We start from the raw sequence: 20,968 nt of genomic DNA, 5'->3' as shown, positions 1-20,968 counted from the left end.
GCCCAGCACGCAATAAGCCTCACCGTCCCACCCCCACGATCGACTCCTTCTCAGCGCGGCCACAGCCGGGCGTGCCGCTCTCAGCCCGGCTACAGCGTCGGCCGCGCACACTGCGGGCGTCGGGGTCGCGTCGCACGGCGGGACCGTCGCGGGACGAGGGGGGACAGCGTGCGATTCGCCGATCTCCAGCAGGGCGCCGGGGTGCTGGTGTGGGTGTGCTGGCTGGCGACCGCGGTCGCCCTCTGTGCCTACCGGGTCGGGCTGCGCGCCACCACCGGCTCCGGGAACCCGCCGCTGCCGGCGCTGCCCGCCCCCGGCGTGGTGCTCGACCCGGTCCGCCGGGTGCTGCGCCGGCCCGCGGTCTGGGGCACCGGTGTGGCGTCGACGCTGTTCACCGCCCAGGCGACGGTCGTCGACTCGGTGGAGGACCACGGCCGCCTGGCCGCCACGGACCGGCCCGTGCTGGCCTGGCTCGTCGCGCACCGCGCACCGGACGGGACCCTGGTCATGGAGACCGCGAGCCGACTCGGCGGCACGCTCGGCACCCTCGTGCTGGCCGCGGTCGCGGTGGCGCTGCTCGTGTGGCGGCGGCACTGGTGGGAGGCGGCGACCGTCACCGTCGCGAGTGCCGGGGTCGCGGTGCTGGTGCCCGCCGCCAAGGCCTTCTACGGGCGGCCCCGGCCGCCGCTCGCCGGCCAGCTCGTGCGGGAGACGGACCTGTCGCTGCCGTCGGGCCACGCGGTGGGGTCCCTCGTCATCGTGGGCGTCGTCGCGGTGGTCACCGTGCGGTTCCTGCGCTCGAGGTTGGTGCGCGCGGCCGCGCTGGGCGCCGCCGCCTCCGCGGTCGCCCTCGTCGGTGTGTCCCGGCTCTACCTCGGAGTGCACTGGTTCACCGACGTGCTCGCCGGGTGGTTCCTGGGCGGCGCGTGGCTGGCCGTCTGCCTCGCCGCGCTGCAGGCGCTCACGGCGGGCCGGGCCCCGGTCGGCCGGGACGGGACACCGGCGCTGTTCTGATCGACGAGGGCCTTGTGCTCCAGGTCACAGACGGCCAGTATCGAGTGCCGAAGGCGTCCACCACCGCCGTCGTTCCGGGGGCTCGCATGGCCGTGCTCGAACCGCGCAACTTCCTGCAGCCCTGCCTGCTCCTGCTCCTGCGCGAGCAGGCCGACCACGGCTACGAACTGGTGTCCCGGCTCGGCCCCCTGCACGACGGGGAAGGCGACTCCGGTGGCGTCTACCGTGCGCTGCGCGGTCTGGAGCGGCGCGGCCTGGTGCGCTCGCAGTGGTCCATCCCGAAGGCCGGGCCGGCCCGCCGCACCTATCACCTGACCGTGGAGGGTGAGGCCTTCCTGGACCTGCAGGCCGCCGAGCTGCGGCAGGTCGACGACGCCCTCCACCTCTTCCTGGACCGCTACGAGCGCTCGACGGTCGGGCCGTCCGGCGCCGAGGAGGTGCCGGATGACGGGTTCGGACACGAGCGGGCCCACGCCCGCCCCGGAGCCCGGCGCGCCGCCCGCTGAGCCGGTCGCCGCGGCGTCCTGCATCGGGCCGGTCTGCCTCACCTGCTCGGACACCGCCGTGCCCGTCACGGTGGTGCGGCTGCTGGGTGCGGACCTGGCCGAGGTGCGCACCGAGGCCGGCACCCGGGAGGAGGTGAGCGTCGCGCTCGTCGAGGCCGCCGTCGGCGACGTCGTGCTCGTGCACGCCGGCGAGGCGATCGGGCGCGCCACCCCGCCGTGACGGGCACGACGGAGCCCGCCGCCGGGACCCCCGGCGGCACGACCGGCAGGGTGGTCCGGTCCGCGATCCGGGTGACCGGGATCGTGCAGGGCGTCGGCTTCCGCCCCTACGTGCACGCGCTCGCCGGGCGGCTGGGCCTGGCCGGGTTCGTGGGCAACGACGAGCGCGGCGTGGTCATCGAGGCCGAGGGCCCGCCCGCGGCGCTGGAGGCGTTGATCGCCGAGATCCGGGCGCGCCCGCCCGCGACCGCCCTGGTCGGCTCGGTGTCGGCCGCGCCCCTGCCCGTGCGGGGCGAGCGGTCCTTCACGATCGTGCCCAGCTCGTCGGGCGGCGCGGCCGCCACCCTGATCTCGCCCGACCTCGCGACCTGCGCCGACTGCCTCCGCGAGCTGCGCGATCCCGCCGACCGCCGCTACCGGCACCCGTTCCTCTCCTGCACGCACTGCGGGCCGCGGTTCACGATCGTGACCGGCGTGCCCTACGACCGGGCCACGACGACGATGGCGGGTTTCCCGATGTGCCCCGCCTGCGCCCGCGAGTACCACGACCCGACCGACCGCCGGTTCCACGCCCAGCCGATCTGCTGCCACGACTGCGGCCCGGTGCTGCGCTTCCTGTCCGCCGACGCGTGGGCGGCGGGGGAGCGGGGCGACGACGGGGATCCGATCGCCGACGCGGCGGCGGCGCTCCGGCAGGGCGCCGTGGTCGCGGTGAAGGGCCTCGGCGGGTACCACCTGGCCGCCCTCGCCGCCGACGAGCGTGCCGTCGCCACCCTGCGGGCCCGCAAGCAGCGCGAGGACAAGTCGTTCGCCGTGCTGGTCCCGCACCTCGACGCGGCCGCCGACCTCTGTGCGGTCTCGCCGGCCGAGGCGGCGGAGCTGGCGTCCCGGCGGGCCCCGATCGTGCTGCTGCGGCGCCGTCCCGGTGCGACCGTGGCCGCGGCCGTCGCACCCGGCGACCGGTACCTCGGGCTGTTCCTGCCCTACACGCCCGTCCACCACCTGCTGCTCGACGCGGTCGCCGCACCCCTGGTCCTGACCAGCGGCAACGTCTCCGACGAGCCCATCGCCCACCGGGACGACGACGCCGCCGCCCGCCTCGCGGCGATCGCCGACGCCGCCCTGGTCCACGACCGCCCGATCCGCACCCGGGCGGACGACTCCGTCCTGCGGGTGGTCCGCGACCGCCCCTACCCGGTGCGGCGCTCGCGGGGGTACGCGCCGGAGCCGATGCCCCTCGCGGTGGCCGCCGGCCCGCCGGTCCTGGGCTGCGGGGCCGAGCTGAAGAACACCGTCTGCCTGCTGCGCGGGAGCGAGGCCTTCGTCTCGCACCACATCGGCGACCTGGCGAACGCGGAGACCCTGCGCGCCTTCACCGACGGCATCGCCCACCTGGGCCGGCTCCTGGGCGTCGAGCCCGAGGTCGTGGCCCATGACCTGCACCCGGAGTACCTGTCGACGAAGTGGGCGCTCGCGCACGGCGAGGACACCGGGGCCGAGCTCGTCGGCGTCCAGCACCACCACGCCCACCTGGCCGGGTGCCTGGCCGAACACGGCGAGCCCGGGCCGGTGATCGGGCTGGCCTGCGACGGCCTCGGTTACGGCACGGACGGCACCCTCTGGGGCGGCGAGGTCCTCGACGTCTCGCTCACCGGCTTCACCCGGGTCGCCCACCTGGAACCGGTGCCGCTGCCGGGCGGCAGCACGGCCATCCGGCAGCCCTGGCGCACCGCCGCCTCCTGGTTGCGGGCAACGGGGCAGGTGCTGCCCGGGCTCGCCGAGCGCGTCGGCCCGGAGTGGACGACCGTGCAGCGGCTGCTCGGGTCGCGGCTCGACCTGCCGGCCACGACCAGCGCCGGCCGGTTGTTCGACGCCGTGGCCGCGCTCTGCGGGGTCCGCGACCGGGTGACCTACGAGGGGCAGGCCGCGATCGAGCTGGAGCGCTGCGCCGACCCGGCCGTGCGGGAGGGCTACCCGGCCGGGCGCGACGCGGGCCTGCTACGCGGATCGGACCTGGTCCGGGCCGTGGTCGACGACCTGCGCGCGGGCGTGGGCCCGGCCGTCGTCGCCGCCCGGTTCCACCGCGGCCTCGCCGGGCTGCTGGTCGGCGCCGCGGTCGACGCCGCGGGGATGCTCGGGCGGGACACCGTCGCGCTGTCCGGCGGGGTGTTCCAGAACCTCCTGCTGCTCGAGGCCGTGCGGTCCGGCTGCGCGGCGGCCGGGCTCCGCGTGCTCGTGCACTCCCGGCTGCCCTGCAACGACGGCGGGATCAGCCTGGGACAGGTCGCGGTCGCGGCGGCCCGGCGCTCGTCCCCGCCGCCGGACCCGTGACCAGGCCCCGCACCCACGCGTACCACTCGGCCAGCCCGTCCCCGCGGGTCGCGCTGACCTCCAGCACCGCCACACCGGGGCGCGCCCGGCGCGCGTACCCGACGCAGCGCCGTACGTCGAAGTCCACGTGCGGCAGCAGGTCGATCTTGTTGAGCAGCACGAGGTCCGCGGTACGGAACATGTGGGGGTACTTCAGCGGCTTGTCGGCACCCTCGGTCACCGACATCACCACGACCCGGGCGTGCTCGCCGAGCGCGAAGAGCGCGGGGCACACCAGGTTCCCGACGTTCTCCACGAACACCAGGCTCCCGGGCGGCGGGGCGAGCGCGTCGAGCCCGCGGGCGACCATGTCGGCGTCGAGGTGACACCCCGCACCGGTGTTGATCTGCACCGCCCGCACGCCCGTCGCGGTGATCCGGTCGGCGTCGAGCAGGGTCTCCTGGTCGCCCTCCAGCACGGCGCACGGGACCTCGCCGCGGAGGTCGCGGACGGTGCGTTCCAGCAGGGTGGTCTTGCCGGAGCCGGGCGAGCTCATCAGGTTGACGGCGCGGATCCCGGCCGCGTCGAGCCGCCGCCGGGTGCGCTCGGCCAGGGCGTCGTTCCCGGCGAGCAGGTCCACCTCGAGCTCCACCCGCTGTGAGTGGCGATAGTCGCCATGGCGACTATCGCCACTCACGACCGGGTCGGGGTGGCCGTGTCCGTGCCCCGGCCCGCTCACCCGGACGTCGGCCCCGTCGCATCCGCAGGTCGCGCACATCCGTCCACCTCCGTTCCCGGCACCAGCTCGACCTCCCGGATCCGCAGCGACGCCCCGCCCAGCACCTCGACGTCGGCGCTCCCGCAGGTGCACAACGGCAGCACCTCGGACGTGGTGAACGCGGCGCCGCAGGTCCGGCAGCGCGCCTCGCCCTCCGGCTCGTCGATCTCCAGGCCCGCGCCCTCCAGCGAGGTCCCGGCCGTGACCAGCTCGAAGCAGAACCGGACGGCGTCGGGCACCACGCCCGACAGCCGTCCGATCTCCAACCGGACCCGCCGCACGGGCGCGTCCCCGAGGCGCTCGGCGATCGCGTCGACGACCGACTGCGTGATCGACAGCTCGTGCATGCCCGTCAGCAGATCCGGGGCAATGGGTCGCCCACGAGCAGGTCGACGATCCGCGTGCCGCCGAACCCCGTGCGCAGCAACACCAGCCCGGGCGGGTCGTCGCCGACCGTGCCGATCCGGGCCGCGCCCTCGCCGAGCGGGTGCGCGTGCAGCGCGGCCAGCGCCGCCTCGGCCACGTCCGGCGCGACGACCGCGACGAAGCGGCCCTCGCACGCCACGTAGAGCGGGTCGATGCCGAGCAGTTCGGCGGCCCCGGTGACGACCGGGCGGACCGGGACGGCCCGTTCCTCCAGCACCACCGCGACCGACGAGCTGGTCGCCACCTCGTTGCAGATGGTGGCCACGCCACCCCGGGTCGCGTCGCGGAGCAGCCGGACGCCGTCGCCGGCCGCGTCGAGCAGGGCGGCGGCGATCCCGTGCAACGGGGCGGTGTCCGACTCCAGGTCCGCGGAGATGTCGAGCTCCCCGCGGGCCAGCATCACGGTGATCCCGTGGTCGCCGACCGGGCCGGAGACCAGCACGACGTCGCCGGGCCGGGCGTTCGCCGCGCTCAGCGGAACCGGCCGGTCGAGCAACCCGACGCCCGCCGTCGTCACGTAGCAGCCGTCGGCCTTGCCCCGCTGAACGACCTTGGTGTCGCCGGTGACGATCGTGACGCCGGCGGCCTCGGCGGCTGCGGCCATCGACGCGGCGATCCGGCGCAGGTCGGCGACCGGGAAGCCCTCCTCGAGGATGAACCCGGCCGAGAGGTGCATCGGCCGCGCCCCGCACATCGCGAGGTCGTTGACCGTGCCGTTCACGGCGAGGTCCCCGATGTCGCCGCCCGGGAAGAACAGCGGCGACACCACGAACGAGTCCGTGGTGAAGGCCAGCCGCCCGGCCGGCGTGGACAGGGCGGCGCCGTCGTCGAGCGCTTCGAGCAGCGGGTTGCGGAAGGCCTCCAGGAACACCGCCTCGATCAGCGTGTGGGTGGCCTTGCCGCCGGCCCCGTGGGCCAGCGTGATCCGCTCGTCGCGCAACCGCGGCGCGCGGGCCCGCGCCCGTGCGATCCGCTCCAGCACCTGCTCCTCGGTCACGCCGTGCCCGTGCGGGCGGGCGGAGCGCACCGCCTCCTCGGCCCAGCCCGCCCTGGTCTCGACGTCACTCACCGCAGCACCTCGTTCACGGCAGCACCTCACTCACGGCAGGGTCGCCTCCTTGACGCGCGCCCGGCTGAACCGGCCGAAGTTGTAGTACGCGGCGCAGGCGCCCTCGCTGGAGACCATGCAGGTCCCGATCGGCGTCTCCGGCGTGCACGCGGTGCCGAAGACCTTGCACTCCCACGGCTTGATCAGCCCGCGCAGCACCTCGCCGCACTGGCACGCCGACGGGTCCGCGACCCGCACGCCCGGCACCGCGAAGATCCGCTCGGCGTCGAAGGCGGCGTACTCCGCGCGCAGCCGCATCGCCGACTCGGGGATCCAGCCCAACCCGCGCCACTCGAAGGTCTCGCGGACCTCCATGACCCTGTCGATGACGGCGAGGGCGCGGGGGTTGCCGTGCCACGGGACCACCCGCCCGTACTCGTTCTCGACCACGCAGCGCCCCTCGGCGAACTGCCGCAGCAGCCGGCGGATCGAGTCCAGGATGTCCAACGGCTCGAACCCCGACACGACCAGCGGCTTGCCGTGGTCCCGCGGCACGTACTCGTAGGGCGCGCAGCCGATCACGGTCGAGACGTGCCCGGGGCCGATGAAGCCGTCGAGGTTCAGGTCGGGCGACTCCAGGATGGCGGTGATCGCCGGGCACACCCGCACGTGGTTGCAGAACACGGAGAAGTTCGCGAGCCCCTCGGCCTCGGCGCGCAGGATCGTCATCGCCGTCGACGGGGTCGTGGTCTCGAACCCGATCGCGAAGAAGACCACCCGCTTGTCCGGGTTCTGCCGCGCGATCTTCAGCGAGTCGAGCGGCGAGTAGACCATCCGGATGTCCGCACCGGCGGCCTTGGCGTCGAGGAAGGACCCGCGCCCGCCGGGGACGCGCACCATGTCCCCGAACGAGGTGAGGATGACGTCGTCGTGCTCGGCCAGCGCGATCGCGTCGTCGACCCGGCCCATGGGGATCACGCAGACCGGGCAGCCCGGCCCGTGGACCAGCGAGATCGCCTCCGGCAGATGATCCTCGAGCCCGTGCTTGTAGATGGTGTGGGTGTGCCCGCCGCAGATCTCCATGAAGGAGTAGCGGCGGCCCGGCTCGCAGAGCGCGGTGATCGCGGTGGACAGGGCGCGGGCGGTGTCCGCGTCGCGGTACTCGTCGACGTACTTCACGGCCGGTCCCTCAGGTGATGTCCGACGCGGCCAGCGCGTCGAGCTCGTCGGTATAGGCGTCGCCGACGCCCGTCAGCCACTCCAGCGAGGCCTTCGCCTCCTGCTCGTCGATCTTCGACAGCGCGAAGCCGACGTGGATGAGCACCCAGTCGCCGGGTTCGAGCTCCAGCGGCCCCTCGCTCTCCTCGCGCAGCAGCCCGATGTTCACGGCCCGCTGCACCCCCTCGACGCTGACCATGGCGAGGTCCGGGTGCTCCGCGAGGAGCGCGACCACCTCACCGGGGATCCCCAGGCACATCTGCGAACTCCGTTCCCCGTGCCCGTCGGTGGTGCCCCGCACACCGACGCGCCCGGCTACATCCGACTGAGCTTGCGATAACGGGCGATCTCGTCGCGGGACGCGACCGCGAGGACCGCGGCCGTCCCGGCGACGGCGCCGAGCAGGGCCAACAGGACGATCTTCATCGAGCGGCTCCCTCCGGGACCAGCAGGGCGAGCAGGTCGTCGACGACGGCCAGCGCGGGATCGACGGCGGCGGCGACCGGGGGCGAGAGCCCGATCCCGTCCGCGAGGTCGGCCGGTTCGCAGCCCAGCACCAGCACCCGGCCCACCGGGTCCGCGACGCCCGTCGCCGCGGCCAGGTCGCGGAGCAGCCCCAGCACGCGATCGGGGCTCATGTCGTGCCCGTCGAGCGCGATCCCCTCGGGCCGGGCCTGCGGATCGGCCTCGGCGAGCGTGTGCTCCAGCCGGTAGAGGGTGCCCGGCGGCCCGTCGCGGTGCACCACGTCGACGAGCAGCAGGCCGGCGCACCCGTCGAGGAGCCGGTAGACGAGGTGCACGCCGCGGATGCCGACGTCGAGCACCTCGACCCCGGCCGGCAGCCCGCCGCGCTCCACCAGCCGCCGCGCGACCTCGACGCCGAAGCCGTCGTCGCGGCGCAGGACGTTGCCGACGCCGGCGACCACCACGGTCATGGCACGACCTCCAGCTCCTCGGGCCGGAAGTACCGGAAGCGGCCGTGCGCGAGCTGCAGCTGGGCCGCCGGGTCGCCGTCGACCGAGACGGCGACGTGCACCGCCCCGTCGACGTCGTGGACCACCGCCCGGACGGTCGCGCGCAACCCGGCGAGGAAGGCGTCCTGCGCGTCGGCGCCCGGCCGCGGGCGCAGCACGACCGCGCTGCCCTTCGCCACCGGCACCCCGTCGACCAGGGCGGTGTCGTGGTCGGGGTCCACCGCCGCGTCGGCGGCGGGGTCCCACCACGGGAGCCGGTCCGGCGGGGTGACGTCGGGGCCGTCCCCGCCGGCCGGGGTGTGCAGCGTCGGGATCGGGTCCGCGGCGACCGGGGTGAGGGACCGGACGGCGCCGTGCAGCCGTTCCAGGTACTCCGGCGGCAGGCCCTCGACCGCGTCGAGCAGGGCGGCGGCGCGGGGGTCGGTGGCGCGGGCCTCGGCCTTCTCGGCGTCGGTCAGGGTCATCGTGCGCAGGGTGAGGAGCTCGTCGTTCTCGGTGCCGTCGAACAGGTCGATCGTGCTCTCCGGCGCGGTCGTCGCGTGGTCGGCGAGGATGATCGGTGCGGAGAGCAGCAGGTCGGAGCGGCCCTCCGGTCCGGCCAGCGCCGGCCAGGCGTGCCTGCAGCGGCACTGCGCGACGTAGGGCGCGGCCCACTCCGGCGGGTCGGTGGGGGAGAGGAACGCGGCCCGTTCCGCGGCGAGCAGCAGGTGGGTGCCGATGAGAGCGCGGTCCAGCGCCTCCTCGCGGGTGGACCCCGGCGGGGCGGTCGCGTCGTTGCGGACCTCGACGGACAGCCGCAGCACCGGGTACGGCCCGGTCGGCTCGTCGACGCGGACCCGGACGGCGGCGTCGAGCGGATCCCGGGACCGGGCCAGCCCTCCGACGACGGTGCCGTCGGGAGCGCGCAGGGTCTCGACGGACCCGCCGCCCGGCACGTGCACCGGCACCTCGACCGCCTCGTCGCCGGGGACGAGGGGGAGCACCGCGTCGACGTGGCGCGGGAGACCCTCCTCGAACGGGACGTGTCGCACGCCTGCCACCTCGACGGCGTCGACCGGCACGCCGTCGGGTCCCTGCACGGTGCGGCGCTCGCGCTGCAGGAACCGCAGCCGCAGGTGCAGCACGGGGCCGCGGCCGCGGGTCTCGAGGACGCACTCGGTCCGGTTGGCGGAGGTCTCCCCGGAGTCGGCGCCGAACCCCTGCGGCACGAGCACACCCCATTGCCACCGGATCCGGTTCTTCTGCGCGGACGCCCGGTAGGGGTAGAGCAGGTAGCCCTCGAAGAGCACCGCATCGGCGACGGCGGCCGCATCGGCGAAGAGGAGGTCGTGCTCCGTGGTTCGCTCAGGCACCGTCGGCCTCCTTCAGCAGCCGCTCGACGGCGTCGTCCCAGGTGGGGAGGGTGTGTGCGGAGCGGAAGGCGGCGAGCCGGTCCAGGGTGTCGCGGCGCAGCCGTACCCACCCGGCGCCGGGGAAGTGCTCGTCCATCGCCGCGCGCCACACCGCGACGGGTAGCCGGTGGTGGGCCTCCTCCTGCCAGGGCACCGGGCCGACCTGCACCCCGGTGTCGCCGGCGTAGAACAGCGTGCCGGAGAACAGGAGCAGCAGCGGGACCTCGCCGGCGTCGAGCCCGTGCAGGTACCGGGCGGCGGCGACGTCGAGGTCGTAGGACAGCGGCACCGTGACGGGGACGGTGACGCTCCCGGTGAACGCGGGGGTGAGGACCGGGACCGTGGCGAGCTGCAGCGGGGTGAGCGTGTCGCCCCAGCGATCGGGCTCGCCGAACAGGTCGGTGAGCCGGGCGGTCTCCGCCGGCGCGTACCGGCGGGGCCGCGGGTCGATGCGGATCTGCACGCGCAGGGCGACGGTGTGCACCCGCCGGCCGGTGCCGTCGTCGATCCGCAGGTCCAGGCGGAGCGCGGGCCCGGCGGCGTGGGGCTCGGGGCGGGATCCGGTGCAGGCGAAGCGGAGCACGTCAGACCCCGCTCCCGATCCGGTGCGCCCGCTCGTGGAGCCCGGCGAAGAAGGCGTCGATCGCGTCGCGTGCCTCGGGACCGCCGTCGAAGCCCCGCCAGTGCAGCCGGACCAGGCCGACGAGCCGGTAGCAGGCGTCGATCGGGACCAGCAGGCAGGCGGGTGGCTCGCGACGCACCAGCAGCGCCTCGACGTCCGGGCGCAGCTCACCGGCCAGCGGGCTCGCGCCCGGCCCGGTGGCCCACGCGTCGAGCGTCAGCTCGCTCTCGGTCGCTCCCGCCGGGCTCGGGTAGCAGGCGACGACGGCCTCCCGCGCCGAGTTGCGCAGGAAGAAGGCGATCCCGACCGGGATCTGCAGGGCGTCCCACTGCGGGCCGGAGGGCGCGGAGCCGGGGTCGGTGAGGTACCGGTCCGGAACCCGGGCGAACCCACCGGCACCGGGGGCGTCGAACAGGAAGGCGCAGGGCCCGCACGCGCACAGCAGGCGGCGGTCCGTCACGTGCACCAGGTGGGGATGGTCCTCCGGGACCGGCGTGGCGCACAGCTCGCACCGCTTCACGGCCGCCTCGGCGGGCGGTGCGGAGAGGAAACGCCGCAACCCGGTCATCGCGGCGCACCCCCACGACCCTCATCGACCACGGCGGACCCCGATCTGCAGCAGGGCCGGGCCGGGGTCGCGCTCGACGAACGCCACCCCGGCCGTGTCCGGCGCCGCGGCCGCGACCTCGTCGGTGACGATCTCGCGCATCGTCCCGGTGCTGCAGCCGTGCGCCGGCAGCGCGACCCGGACGGTGCCGTCCGGGTCGATGCCGAGCAGCTCGACGTCGCCACCGTGGCCGCCGAGCTTGCGCGCCGCGACGGCCATGGCCTGCTCCACCCGCGCCCGAAGCGGCACGGGGTGCAGGTCGTGCAGCGCGAGCAGACCGCCGACCAGCGGGTCCGCCGCCAGCCGGTGCACCAACCCGTCGCCGCCTGCCGCCCGGGCCACCGCGACGACCTGCTCGAACCCGGACCCGTAGAACTGCATCAGCAGCCGCACGAGCTCCTCGCCGGCCGGGCGGGTGCGCGGGTCGAGCCGGTCGAGGACCTCCTCCAGTCGTCCGGCCACGCGCGCCGGGTCCCAGTCGCCCATGCCGGCCGGCCCTACACCACGTTCAAGGAGCCGGGGGAGTGCGTCTTGTGCAGCTCCCTGCCGTCGCCGAGGTACATGTGGACACCGCACGGCAGGCACGGGTCGAAGCTGCGCACCGCGCGCATGATGTCGATGCCCTTGAAGTCCTCGCGGGTGTTCTCCTCGAAGATCGGCGTGTTCTGCACGGCGTCCTCGTACGGGCCGGGGGTGCCGTAGGTGTCGCGGACGCTGCCGTTCCACGGGGTCGGCGGGTACGGGTGGTAGTTCGCGATCTTCCCGCCGCGGATGACCATGTGGTGGCTGAGCACGCCGCGCACCGCCTCGGTGAACCCGCAGCTGTTCGCGTCCTCGGGGACGGTGAACTTCTCCCAGGTCCTGGTGTGGCCCGCGCGGACCTCCGCCAGCCCCTGCTCCACGAAGTGCAGCGCGACGGCGGCGGAGTAGGCCTGGAAGTAGGTGCGGGCGCGGTTGCGCTCGATCGCGTTCGACAGCGGCCGGCCCTGCTTGTCCGTCGGTGGCTTCCACTCGAAGCTCACCTCGGGCCTGAGCGCGGTGCGCGGCAGGTTGATCTGCACGCTGTGCCCGGTCGCCTTCACGAAGCCGCAGTCGACCAGCCCGGACAGTGCGGTCGTCCAGAGCCGGGCGAGGGGGCCGCCGCCGGTGTCGAGCGGCAGGTGGTCGGTGCCGTCGAACCAGCGCGGGGACATCGTCCAGGAGTACTTGTCGTCGAAGTCCCGTTTCTGCGGCGCGGGGATGGTGTGCTGGTTCCAGGGGTGCCGCCGGTCCACCGGGTTGCCCAGCGGGTCGTGCGTCACGAAGGTCTCCTGGTCCTCCCAGTCCCGGTAGAAGCTGTGCCCCAGCAGGATCCGGATGCCCAGGTTGATCCGCACGAGATCGTTGGTGACCAGCTGCCCGTCGACGACGATGCCGGGCGTCACGAACATCTTCCGGCCCCAGTCGGTCATGTGCCGGTAGTCGAAGTCGCAGTGCTCCGGGTCGTTGAGCGAGCCCCAGCAGCCCAGCAGCACGCGTCGCCGGCCGACCTCCTCGTAGCCGGGCAGGGCCTCGTACATGAAGTCGAAGAGGTCGTCGTGCATCGGGACGACCTTCTTCATGAACTCCACGTACCGCATCAGGCGCGTGTAGTAGTCGGTGAAGAGCTGGACGGTGGCGTGCGTGCCGACGCCGCCGGGGTAGAGCGTCGACGGGTGGACGTGCCTGCCCTCCATCAGGCAGAACATCTCGCGGGTGTACCGGCTGACCTGCAGCGCCTCCCGGTAGAACTCACCGGTGAACGGGTTGAGCGCCCGCATGATGTCGCCGACGGTCCGGTAGCCGTGGTCGGCGGCCTGCGGCGCCTCGGTGCGGTTGGCCTGCTCGAGCACCCCGGGGTTGGTCTCCGCGATCATCTTCTCGCAGTAGTCCACCCCGACCAGGTTCTCCTGGAAGATGTTGTGGTCGAACATGTACTCGGCGGCCTCGCCGAGGTTGATGATCCACTCGCCGAGGTGCGGCGGGCGCACGCCGTAGGCCATGTTCTGGTTGTAGACCGAGCAGGTGGCGTGGTTGTCGCCGCAGATGCCGCAGATCCGGCTGGTGATGAAGTGGGCGTCGCGTGGGTCCTTGCCCTTCATGAAGATCGAGTAGCCGCGGAAGATCGACGACGTCGAGTGGCACTCGGCCACCCGCTTCTGCGAGAAATCGATCTTCGTGTAGATCCCGAGGCTGCCGACGATGCGGGTGATCGGGTCCCAGGCCATCTCGGTCAGGCCGGTGGTCTCCTCGGACGCGATGCGGGGTTCGGTCGCGGTCACGGTCGTCACCAGGCCTTCCGGTAGCCGGTGGTGAGCTCCTCGCCGCGGTGCCGCCACATCGGCTCGGCGTCGAGCTTGGACTCGGTGATGGCACGCAGCTTGCGGATCACGCCGCCGTAGGCCTTGCTGGCCGTGCCGGAGACGAGGCTGCCGGGGGGCGCGTCCATGAACGGCATGAACTTGTCGGGGAAGCCGGGCATCGTGCAGCCGATGCAGATCCCGCCGACGTTCGGGCAGCCGCCGACGCCGTTGATCCAGCCCCGCTTCGGGACGTTGCACTTCACGACCGGGCCCCAGCAACCGAGCTTGACCAGGCAGGTCGGCTCGCCGTACTCCGTCGCGAACTGGCCCTGCTCGTAGTAGCCGCCGCGGTCGCAGCCCTCGTGCACCGTCTGGCCGAACAGCCAGGTGGGGCGCAGCGCGTCGTCGAGGGGGATCATCGGGGCGGCGCCGGTCGCCTGGTAGAGCAGGTAGAGGATCGTCTCGGAGAGGTTGTCCGGGTGGGTGGGGCAGCCGGGGACGCAGACGATCGGGATGCCGGCCTTGGACTTCCAGTCCCAGCCGAGGTAGTCCGGCACGCCCATGGCGCCGGTGGGGTTGCCGGCCATCGCGTGGATCCCGCCGTACGTGGCGCACGTGCCCGCCGCGAGGACCGCGAGGGCCTTCGGCGCCAGACGGTCCAGCCACTCGCTGGTCGTCATGGGCTGGCCGGTGAGGGGATTGTTGCCGAAGCCGCACCAGTAACCCTCGGGCTTGACGGCCTCGTTGGGGATCGACCCCTCCACGACCAGCACGAACGGCTCGAGCTCGCCCCGCTCCGCCTTGAAGAACCACTCGATGAAGTCGTTGGCGCCGCCGACCGGCCCGTTGTCGAAGTCGATCAGCGGCCAGTGCACGGCGACCTTCGGCAGGCCGGGGAGCGCGCCCAGGGCGATCTCCTCGATCGTGGGCTGGGTGGCGGCGGTCAGGGCGACCGAGTCGCCGTCGCAGCTCAGCCCGGCGTTGATCCAGAGGATGTGGACGGGCGAGTCCTCGGCCGCGTCCGCGGGTCCGGCTTCCGTGGTCGGTGCTGACATCGGTGTCACCCCCTGGGCGGTCGGCGCTGCACCGCCGAGCCGACGTGCGGACGAGATCACCGTTGTAGCCGCGACGCCCGTGCGGAGTAAGTGCACGGAACAGATAGCCGCACGGTGCACCGTCGGCGGCGGCCTCCTTCCACGGCGGCGCGGCGGCTGGTTCACTCGCCCCATGACGGCCGGCCCTCGGTTGCGCCTCGCGGAGGAGCGCCACGGGTCCCTCCCGGTGCTGCTGCTCGTCCTCACCCTGGTCACCGGCGTGATCGACGCGATCAGCCTCCTGACCCTCGGCCGGGTCTTCGTCGCCAACATGACCGGCAACGTCGTGGTCAGCGGGTTCGCGATCGCCGGCGTCCCGGAGTTCTCCCTCCGGACCTCGCTGGCCGTGCTGGCCGCGTTCCTGGTCGGGGCGGCCGCCGGGGGTGTGCTCATCGACCGGATCGACCGTCGGGGCGCGCTGCTCCGGGCCGCCGTGCTGGTCGAGTGGGTGCTCCTGGCCGTCTGCCTCGTCCTCGTGCTGATCTGGCCGCCGGCGACCGACTCCGCGCCGACCCTGGCGGCCGCCGTCATCGCGGCAGTGGCCATGGGCGTGCAGAACGCCGTGGCCCGGCGGATCGGGGTGCCCGACCTCAACACCAGCGTGATCTCGATGTCCATGACCGGACTCGCCGCGGACCACACCCACTCCACCCGGCCGGCCGTGCTGCGCCGGGCGGCGGCGGTGCTCAGCCTGCTGGTCGGTGCCGTCGCCGGTGCCGTGCTCGTCCGGACGGCCGGTGCCCCCGCCGCCTTCGCGCTGATCCTCCTGCTCCTGGCCGGCGTGGGGGTGGCGGCCCACTCGCTGCTGCGGCGCGGGCCGGACTGGGAGGGATGAGGGCGGCGTCCGCCCGCTCGTCGAGCTGGACGACCCCGAAGGCGGGGAGCCCGCGCGGGCTGGACGCCCCCGAAGGCGGCGAGGCCGAGCGGACTAGACGACCCCGAAGGCGGCGAGGCCGAGCACGACGAGCCCGCCCACCTTGAGGGCCTCCAGGCCGATGTAGGCGAGGTGGGCCTTCGAGCCGGTGTGCGGGTCACCGGCGAGCACCCGCCGCGTGCGAGCCGCCAGTGCCGGGCGGACCGCCACGAGCTGCACCAGGAGCAGGAGCGCGACCGCTGACGCCGCCCAGCCGATCGACGTCGACCGGGGTCCGGCCACCAGCGCGACGCCGACGCCGAGGAGCAGCACGACCTCGGCCGCGTTCAGCGCCCGGAACACGAGCCGCCCGATGCCGAGGCCCAGCTGCAGGGTGATGCCCGGCGCGCGGAACTTCAGCGGCGCCTCCAGGAACGACAGCGCCGACACCATGCCCAGCCACACGAAGGCGATCGCGCCGACCGCGAGGTTCACCGCCCCCTCCTTCCCGCAAGTCCACCGCCCATCCTGCCTCGAGGGAAGGGCGGCGGGCGGGTGATCGACACCCTGGGGCTGGACGGCGCTTGCGGAGGGAGGGGGTGCCGGAGGTCGAGTGGTGCGACGAGGAGGGCCACACCTCGGTCAAGGTCGCCGACCCCGACGGGTGCGTCGTCGAGTTCTCCTACGAGCCCGGCTGACCTTCGTCCGGGGCGGACGCCGCGACACCGGCCGTGGCCGGCGGACCGGGGTCGCCGGCGAGGGCGCGGCGGATCCGGGCGAGGTTGTCGCACAGGGCGTGCAACCACCCCCACCCGTCGAGCAACCGGGGATCGCTCTCGGCGGGGACGGGCGGGAACCGGTCCCGGCACCGTTCGGCGAGGTCCTCCGGCATCCGGCCCGACCCGACCGCGTCGGCCGTGCGCCGGTAGGCGGCGGCGACGTCCGTGGTGGCCGCGCGCAGCCGGTCCGCGCCGGGCTCGGCCGGGGCGTCCGGCACGGCCGGCAGCACGGGATGGCGGTCGCGGAGCGCCTCGTCGTAGGCGGCGAGCCGGTGCACGACGAGCACCACGGTCAGCCAGTCGGGACCCACGGGACCGCGCGGCATCGGCTCGGTGCGGTACTGGACGTAGGCGTGCTCGAGCAGGACGGCGCCGGTGTGCAGCCGGGCGGGCTCGTCGGGGTGCGGCGCGGGCGCCCGGGCGAGCACCGCGGCGACGACCTCGGCGTCGTCGGCCACCGTTCGGAGGGCGTCGGCGGCGACCCTGCGCACCTCCCCGCCCCCGCCCCGGGGCCACACGGCCGCGCCGATCACGGCGCCGATCAGCCCACCCACCAGGACGTCGACGAGCCGGACCTCGGCCAGGCGCCAGGTCGACGGTGCGAGCTGGGCGAACAGGGCCGCGACCAGCACCGTGAAGCCGGCCTGGGCCGCGGCGACACCCAGCAGCGGGCCCGCCGCGAACGTCCCGAGCATGACGGCGGGCAGCAGCCAGACGTAGACGGCCCGGTCGGTGCCGACCGCGATCAGCATCCCGGCCGCGAGCACCGCGCCGACCAGCGTGCCGGCGAAGGCCCGGACCAGCACCGGGCGGTCGGCCGCCGCCGAGGTGCGCATCAGGCTCAGCGTCGCGAGCAGCACCCAGAAGCCGTGCGCGAGGTCGAGGACCCCGGCCACGACGCGGGCGACGGCGAGCCCGAGCGCGAGGCGGACGGCGTTCTGCAGGGAGACCGAGCGGGGGGTGAGGTGCCCGCGCAGCCGTCGCCACCACAGCTGCGTGCGGGTGGCGTGCAGGAACCACAGCTGGGCGGGGGTCTCGGCGGGTGCGGGCAGCGGTGCGCCCGACCAGCCCGAGACGGCGAGCGCCGCGACCCGGACCTCCTCGGCGAGGGCGACGGCGGCGAGTCCGGCCCGCAGGGTCGGTGCCGGCCCCGGGATCCGGGCGGCACCGTGGGCGGCGAGTGCCCCCTCGATCCCGCTCCCGTCGACCGGGACGGCCTCCCGGCCGGCCCGCAGGGTGCGCGCCAGCCCGCCGAGGACGCGACCTGACGCGGCCACCAGGTCGGCGGTCCGCGGGTGGGGCGGATCGCCCGGCCCGCCGAGCAGATCGGCCAGCGTCACGCAGCGGTCCGCGGCCGCCCGCACCGCCGCCGCGGTGGTGAGCAGGCTGCGGTCGCGCCGTCCGGGACCGAGCGGGCGCTCGGCAAGCGGGAGGTTGGTGATCCGCAGGTCCTCGGCGGACTCGAGCACCTCGCGCCGGCGGGCGAACTCGGGGGCCGGGGCGCCGGGGGTGCGGAGGACCCCGGCGAGTGCGGTCGCGAACGCCGCGACGGTGTCGGCGAGCACCGCCAGCCGGTCCGGGACCGGCCGCGGGTCGGCCGGGGGGAGCAGGTAGCGGTCCGCGACGATCAGCAGCGCGGCGCCGAGGACGAGCCCGAGCAGCCGCTGGTCGAGGGTGTCCGGCTGGAAGGGCGGGAAGCAGGGCAGCACGTAGAGCAACAGCAGCCCGTTCGCCACCCCGACCACCCGCGGCCCGCCCACCCCGGCGTAGGCCACCACGAACCCGACGACGAGCATGCCCGCCGCGGCGGCCCACGTCGACACCGCGAGCAGGGTGCCCAGCGACACCAGCACGACGCCCGCGGCGACGGCGGCCAGGAACGTGCGCAGCCGCCGGTCGGGCGGGCCGGTGACCTCGGAGAGCGCGCCGAGGGCGATCACCGTGAACAGCGCGTAGATCGCCACGACCGGGTCGCCGACGCCGTACAGGCACACGTAGAAGCCGGACAGGGCGGCCGTCGACACCCGCACCGCCCGGCGCAGGACCGGCCCGGCGGGTGCCTTCACCGGGTGAGGGCTCCCTCCGTCGCGGGTCGCGCCGCTCCCGTTCCCGCCGGCCCCGTCGCCGAGGTTCCTCCCGCCGTGTCCCGCGGCGCCGGGGCCTCGGTCCACGCCGGGGGAAGCGTCACCCAGCCCGCGGGGCCGGGCAGCCGCTCGGCGGCCTCGGGTCCCCACGAACCCCGCGCGTAGGGCTGCGGAGCGATCCCCGGGTCGAGGATCGGCTCGACGATCCGCCAGGCCTGCTCGATGGTGTCCATGCGGGCGAAGTGCGCCGGGTCCCCGGCCAACGCGTCGCCGAAGATCCGCTCGTAGGGGGCGTGCACCGGGCCCAGTACCTCGCGGAAGTCCACGGACAGCGGGATCTCGGTGGGGATGTCGCCCTGCCCCGGCTGCTTGGCGAGCAGCGTGATCGTGATCCCGGCCCGGGGCTGCAGGCGCAGCCGGACCCGGTCCGGTTGCACGGCCGCGTGCCCACCGGAGAACAAGGCCCGGGGCGGCGGCCGCAGCACGGCGACGACGTCGAGCACCGTGTCCGGCAGCGCCTTGCCGGCCCGCAGGTGCACCGGCACCCCGGCCCACCGCCAGTCGTCGACGTGGAAGGTGGCCGCGACGAAGGTCTCGGTGGTCGAGCCCGACGCGACGCCCGGGGTGTCGAGGTAGCCGTCGTACCGGCCGCGGACCACCTCCGCGGGGTCGAGCCGGCGCACCGCCCGCAGCAACCGCGCCTTGGCGTCGCGCTGGTCGTCCGCGGCGTCGGAGAGCGGCGCGTCCATCAGCAGGTAGGCCAGGACCTGCAGCAGGTGGTTCTGCACCACGTCGCGGACCGTGCCGACGGCGTCGTAGAACGAGCCGCGGTCGGCGACGTCGAAGTCCTCGGCCATGGTGACCTCGAACCGGTCGATCCACTGCCGGTCCCACAGCGGTTCCAGGAGCGTGTTGGCGAACCGGAGCACCAGCAGGTCCTCCACCGGCTCCTTGCCGAGGAAGTGGTCCACCCGGAAGATCCGGTCCTCCGGGTAGTGCTTCGCCAGCAGGGCCTGCAGCGCCCGGGCCGAGGCCAGGTCCCGCCCGAACGGCTTCTCGACGACGAGCCGGGAGCGGGTGTGCAGGCCGACCCCGGCCAGCCCGTCGGCCACGGTGCCGAACAGCGCGGGCGGCACGGCCAGGTAGTGCACCGCGAACGCCGTGGGACCGGCGTGCTCGGTGATGGCGTCGGCGAGCCGGGTGAACACGGCCGGGTCGGTGTAGTCGCCCGCCACCAGGGAGGTCGAGCGCTGCAGCCGCTCCAGGGCCTCCTCGTCGACCTCCCCGCCGCTCCGACCGGACGCAGCGCGCACGCAGTCGGCCAGGTGCGCGCGCAGCCGGTCGTCGTCCCAGTCGGTCAGCGCGACGCCGATCACCGGCACGGTCAGCTCGCCCCGCCGGACCAGCCGGTACAAGGCAGGAATGATCATCTTCTTCGCGAGGTCGCCGGTGATGCCGAACAGCACCAGGACCTCGCCGGCGCGGGGAGGCTCCACCGACGGCCCATCCGCGAGCCCGCTCGCCGCCGTCGGCGCGCTCGCCGAGCCGCTCACGCGGAACCCCCGACCTTCTTCTCGAGGTGCCCGCCGAACTCCAGCCGCTGCGCGGACTCGACCTTGTCGGAGAACATCTCACTGCCCCGGGAGGCGAACCGGCTGTACAGCGCGGCGGTGAGCAGCGGCGCGGACACCCCCTCCTCGATCGCGGCGATCGAGGTCCAGCGGCCCTCGCCCGAGTCCGACACCCGGCCGGTGAACTGCTCCAGGCCCGGGTCCTGCCGCAGTGCCTCGGCGGTGAGGTCGAGCAACCAGGACCCGATCACGCTGCCGCGCCGCCACACCTCCGCGACCTCGGCCAGGTCGATGCCGTCGTAGGGGTAGTACTTCGGCTCGCGCAGCGGGGCGGTCTCCGCGTCGGCCTCCGACGGCCGGACGCCGGCGCCCGCGTTGCGGATGACGTTGAGGCCCTCCGCGTAGGCGGCCATCAGGGCGTACTCGATGCCGTTGTGCACCATCTTCACGAAGTGCCCGGCGCCGGACGGTCCGCAGTGCAGCCAGCCCTGCTCGGCCGGGCCCGGGTCGCCGCTGCGGCCCGGGGTGCGCGGCGCCGCGGCGACGCCGGGCGCCAGCGAGGCGAACACCGGCCGCAGCCGCGACACCGCCCGGTCCGGGCCACCGATCATGAGGCAGTAGCCGCGCTCGAGGCCCCACACCCCGCCGCTGGTGCCGCAGTCGACGTAGTCGATCCCGCTCGCCGCGGCCCGCTCCGCGCGGTCGATGTCGTCCCGGTACGAGGAGTTGCCGCCGTCGACGACCGCGTCGCCGGGGTCCAGGGCGTCGAGCAGCGTGGACACGGTGTCGCCGGTGATCGCGGCGGGCAGCATCAGCCACACCGAGCGCGGTACGGCCAGGCCCGCGACGAGGTCCTCGAGCGAGCGGGCGCCCCGCGCGCCCTCGGCCTCCAGCGCCGCGACGGCGTCGGGGGAGACGTCGTAGACGTGGCACTCGTGCCCGGCGCGCAGCAGCCTGCGCACCATGTTGGCGCCCATCCGGCCGAGCCCGATCATCGCGATCTGCATCCCGTCGTCCTCCCGTGTGCCAGGTTCCCGTGTGTCCGGTGCCCCGTGTCCGTGGTGCCGTACGTCAGGTGAGGGCGCGTGGCCGGACGCCGACGCGGCCGCCCGGCGCCGTGGTCGCGCTGGTGGTCGAGGTCCCGTTGATCAGC

21 protein-coding genes are annotated in these 20,968 nt (G+C 74.7%); 5 read left to right on the top strand and 16 right to left on the bottom strand.

The genetic code is table 11. The features are described from left to right. Nucleotides 1-168 precede the first annotated feature (168 nt). The 4 genes from ACL02T_RS27140 to hypF all read left to right on the top strand — a co-directional run bounded on the left by ACL02T_RS27140 (nt 169) and on the right by hypF (nt 4,070). Complete coding sequence (locus ACL02T_RS27140) at nt 169-1,014, top strand: phosphatase PAP2 family protein (protein ID WP_412833614.1); 846 nt, start codon at nt 169-171, stop codon at nt 1,012-1,014. 86 nt (nt 1,015-1,100) lie between these two features. After that, complete coding sequence (locus ACL02T_RS27135; RefSeq protein ID WP_412833613.1) at nt 1,101-1,520, top strand: helix-turn-helix transcriptional regulator; 420 nt, start codon at nt 1,101-1,103, stop codon at nt 1,518-1,520. Continuing rightward, entirely contained in the window at nt 1,459-1,740 is a 282-nt protein-coding gene (locus ACL02T_RS27130; RefSeq protein ID WP_412833612.1) for a HypC/HybG/HupF family hydrogenase formation chaperone, read from the top strand. The genes ACL02T_RS27135 and ACL02T_RS27130 overlap by 62 nt, the downstream gene beginning before the upstream one ends. Next, nucleotides 1,737-4,070, top strand: coding sequence for a carbamoyltransferase HypF (gene hypF, locus ACL02T_RS27125; protein ID WP_412833611.1), 2,334 nt, complete (start codon nt 1,737-1,739; stop codon nt 4,068-4,070). Before ACL02T_RS27130 ends, hypF begins: the two co-directional genes overlap by 4 nt. Here the strand turns inward: hypF and hypB are convergent. The 12 genes from hypB to ACL02T_RS27065 all read right to left on the bottom strand — a co-directional run bounded on the left by hypB (nt 4,009) and on the right by ACL02T_RS27065 (nt 14,489). Further along, nucleotides 4,009-4,827, bottom strand: a complete 819-nt coding sequence (hypB, locus tag ACL02T_RS27120; RefSeq protein WP_412833610.1) for a hydrogenase nickel incorporation protein HypB — start codon at nt 4,825-4,827, stop codon at nt 4,009-4,011. The genes hypF and hypB overlap by 62 nt on opposite strands. Next, entirely contained in the window at nt 4,785-5,174 is a 390-nt protein-coding gene (locus tag ACL02T_RS27115) for a hydrogenase maturation nickel metallochaperone HypA/HybF (RefSeq protein ID WP_412833609.1), read from the bottom strand. Before ACL02T_RS27115 ends, hypB begins: the two co-directional genes overlap by 43 nt. A 5-nt stretch (nt 5,175-5,179) precedes the next feature. After that, complete coding sequence (gene hypE / locus ACL02T_RS27110; protein ID WP_412833671.1) at nt 5,180-6,250, bottom strand: hydrogenase expression/formation protein HypE; 1,071 nt, start codon at nt 6,248-6,250, stop codon at nt 5,180-5,182. A 102-nt stretch (nt 6,251-6,352) separates the two neighbouring features. Further along, a complete protein-coding gene (gene hypD / locus ACL02T_RS27105) occupies nt 6,353-7,480 on the bottom strand; it encodes a hydrogenase formation protein HypD (RefSeq protein ID WP_412833608.1) in 1,128 nt (375 codons plus the stop codon). Between the two features lie 10 nt (nt 7,481-7,490). Further along, on the bottom strand, nt 7,491-7,778 hold the full coding sequence (locus ACL02T_RS27100; protein WP_412833607.1) for a HypC/HybG/HupF family hydrogenase formation chaperone: 288 nt from the start codon (nt 7,776-7,778) through the stop codon (nt 7,491-7,493). A gap of 163 nt (nt 7,779-7,941) precedes the next feature. Then, complete coding sequence (locus ACL02T_RS27095) at nt 7,942-8,454, bottom strand: hydrogenase maturation protease (protein ID WP_412833606.1); 513 nt, start codon at nt 8,452-8,454, stop codon at nt 7,942-7,944. Further along, entirely contained in the window at nt 8,451-9,845 is a 1,395-nt protein-coding gene (locus ACL02T_RS27090; protein ID WP_412833605.1) for a hypothetical protein, read from the bottom strand. The genes ACL02T_RS27095 and ACL02T_RS27090 overlap by 4 nt, the downstream gene beginning before the upstream one ends. Further along, complete coding sequence (locus ACL02T_RS27085) at nt 9,838-10,467, bottom strand: DUF6084 family protein (protein ID WP_412833604.1); 630 nt, start codon at nt 10,465-10,467, stop codon at nt 9,838-9,840. Before ACL02T_RS27085 ends, ACL02T_RS27090 begins: the two co-directional genes overlap by 8 nt. 1 nt (nt 10,468) lies before the next feature. Further along, a complete protein-coding gene (locus ACL02T_RS27080) occupies nt 10,469-11,074 on the bottom strand; it encodes a DUF5947 family protein (protein ID WP_412833603.1) in 606 nt (201 codons plus the stop codon). A 21-nt stretch (nt 11,075-11,095) separates the two neighbouring features. Beyond that, nucleotides 11,096-11,599 carry a NifU-related iron-sulfur-binding protein gene (locus ACL02T_RS27075; protein ID WP_412833602.1) on the bottom strand — a complete coding sequence of 168 codons (504 nt, stop codon included), beginning with the start codon at nt 11,597-11,599 and terminating at the stop codon, nt 11,096-11,098. A gap of 11 nt (nt 11,600-11,610) precedes the next feature. After that, nucleotides 11,611-13,359, bottom strand: a complete 1,749-nt coding sequence (locus ACL02T_RS27070) for a nickel-dependent hydrogenase large subunit (RefSeq protein WP_412833670.1) — start codon at nt 13,357-13,359, stop codon at nt 11,611-11,613. Nucleotides 13,360-13,418: 59 nt separating this feature from the next. After that, nucleotides 13,419-14,489 carry an NADH-quinone oxidoreductase subunit B family protein gene (locus tag ACL02T_RS27065; RefSeq protein WP_412833601.1) on the bottom strand — a complete coding sequence of 357 codons (1,071 nt, stop codon included), beginning with the start codon at nt 14,487-14,489 and terminating at the stop codon, nt 13,419-13,421. Between the two features lie 172 nt (nt 14,490-14,661). Between ACL02T_RS27065 and ACL02T_RS27060 the strand changes: the two genes are divergently transcribed. After that, the gene (locus tag ACL02T_RS27060) at nt 14,662-15,363 is read left to right on the top strand and encodes a YoaK family protein (RefSeq protein WP_412833600.1); all 702 of its coding nucleotides are present in this window, start codon (nt 14,662-14,664) and stop codon (nt 15,361-15,363) included. Nucleotides 15,364-15,456: 93 nt separating this feature from the next. Here the strand turns inward: ACL02T_RS27060 and ACL02T_RS27055 are convergent, their stop codons facing one another. The 4 genes from ACL02T_RS27055 to gnd form a co-directional block, all read right to left on the bottom strand. Beyond that, a complete protein-coding gene (locus tag ACL02T_RS27055) occupies nt 15,457-15,834 on the bottom strand; it encodes a hypothetical protein (protein ID WP_412833669.1) in 378 nt (125 codons plus the stop codon). Between the two features lie 229 nt (nt 15,835-16,063). Further along, on the bottom strand, nt 16,064-18,226 hold the full coding sequence (locus ACL02T_RS27050) for an FUSC family protein (RefSeq protein WP_412833599.1): 2,163 nt from the start codon (nt 18,224-18,226) through the stop codon (nt 16,064-16,066). Further along, on the bottom strand, nt 18,223-19,740 hold the full coding sequence (gene zwf, locus ACL02T_RS27045) for a glucose-6-phosphate dehydrogenase (RefSeq protein WP_412833598.1): 1,518 nt from the start codon (nt 19,738-19,740) through the stop codon (nt 18,223-18,225). The genes ACL02T_RS27050 and zwf overlap by 4 nt, the downstream gene beginning before the upstream one ends. A 53-nt stretch (nt 19,741-19,793) precedes the next feature. Next, nucleotides 19,794-20,822, bottom strand: coding sequence for a phosphogluconate dehydrogenase (NAD(+)-dependent, decarboxylating) (gnd, locus tag ACL02T_RS27040; RefSeq protein WP_412833597.1), 1,029 nt, complete (start codon nt 20,820-20,822; stop codon nt 19,794-19,796). Nucleotides 20,823-20,968: the final 146 nt, after the last annotated feature.

It is taken from the genome of Pseudonocardia oceanicola (assembly GCF_047200735.1).
Taxonomy (GTDB): Bacteria; Actinomycetota; Actinomycetes; order Mycobacteriales; family Pseudonocardiaceae; genus Pseudonocardia.
The sequence above is the reverse complement of the archived record's forward strand: the minus strand, read 5'-3'. Positions and strand labels throughout refer to the sequence as shown.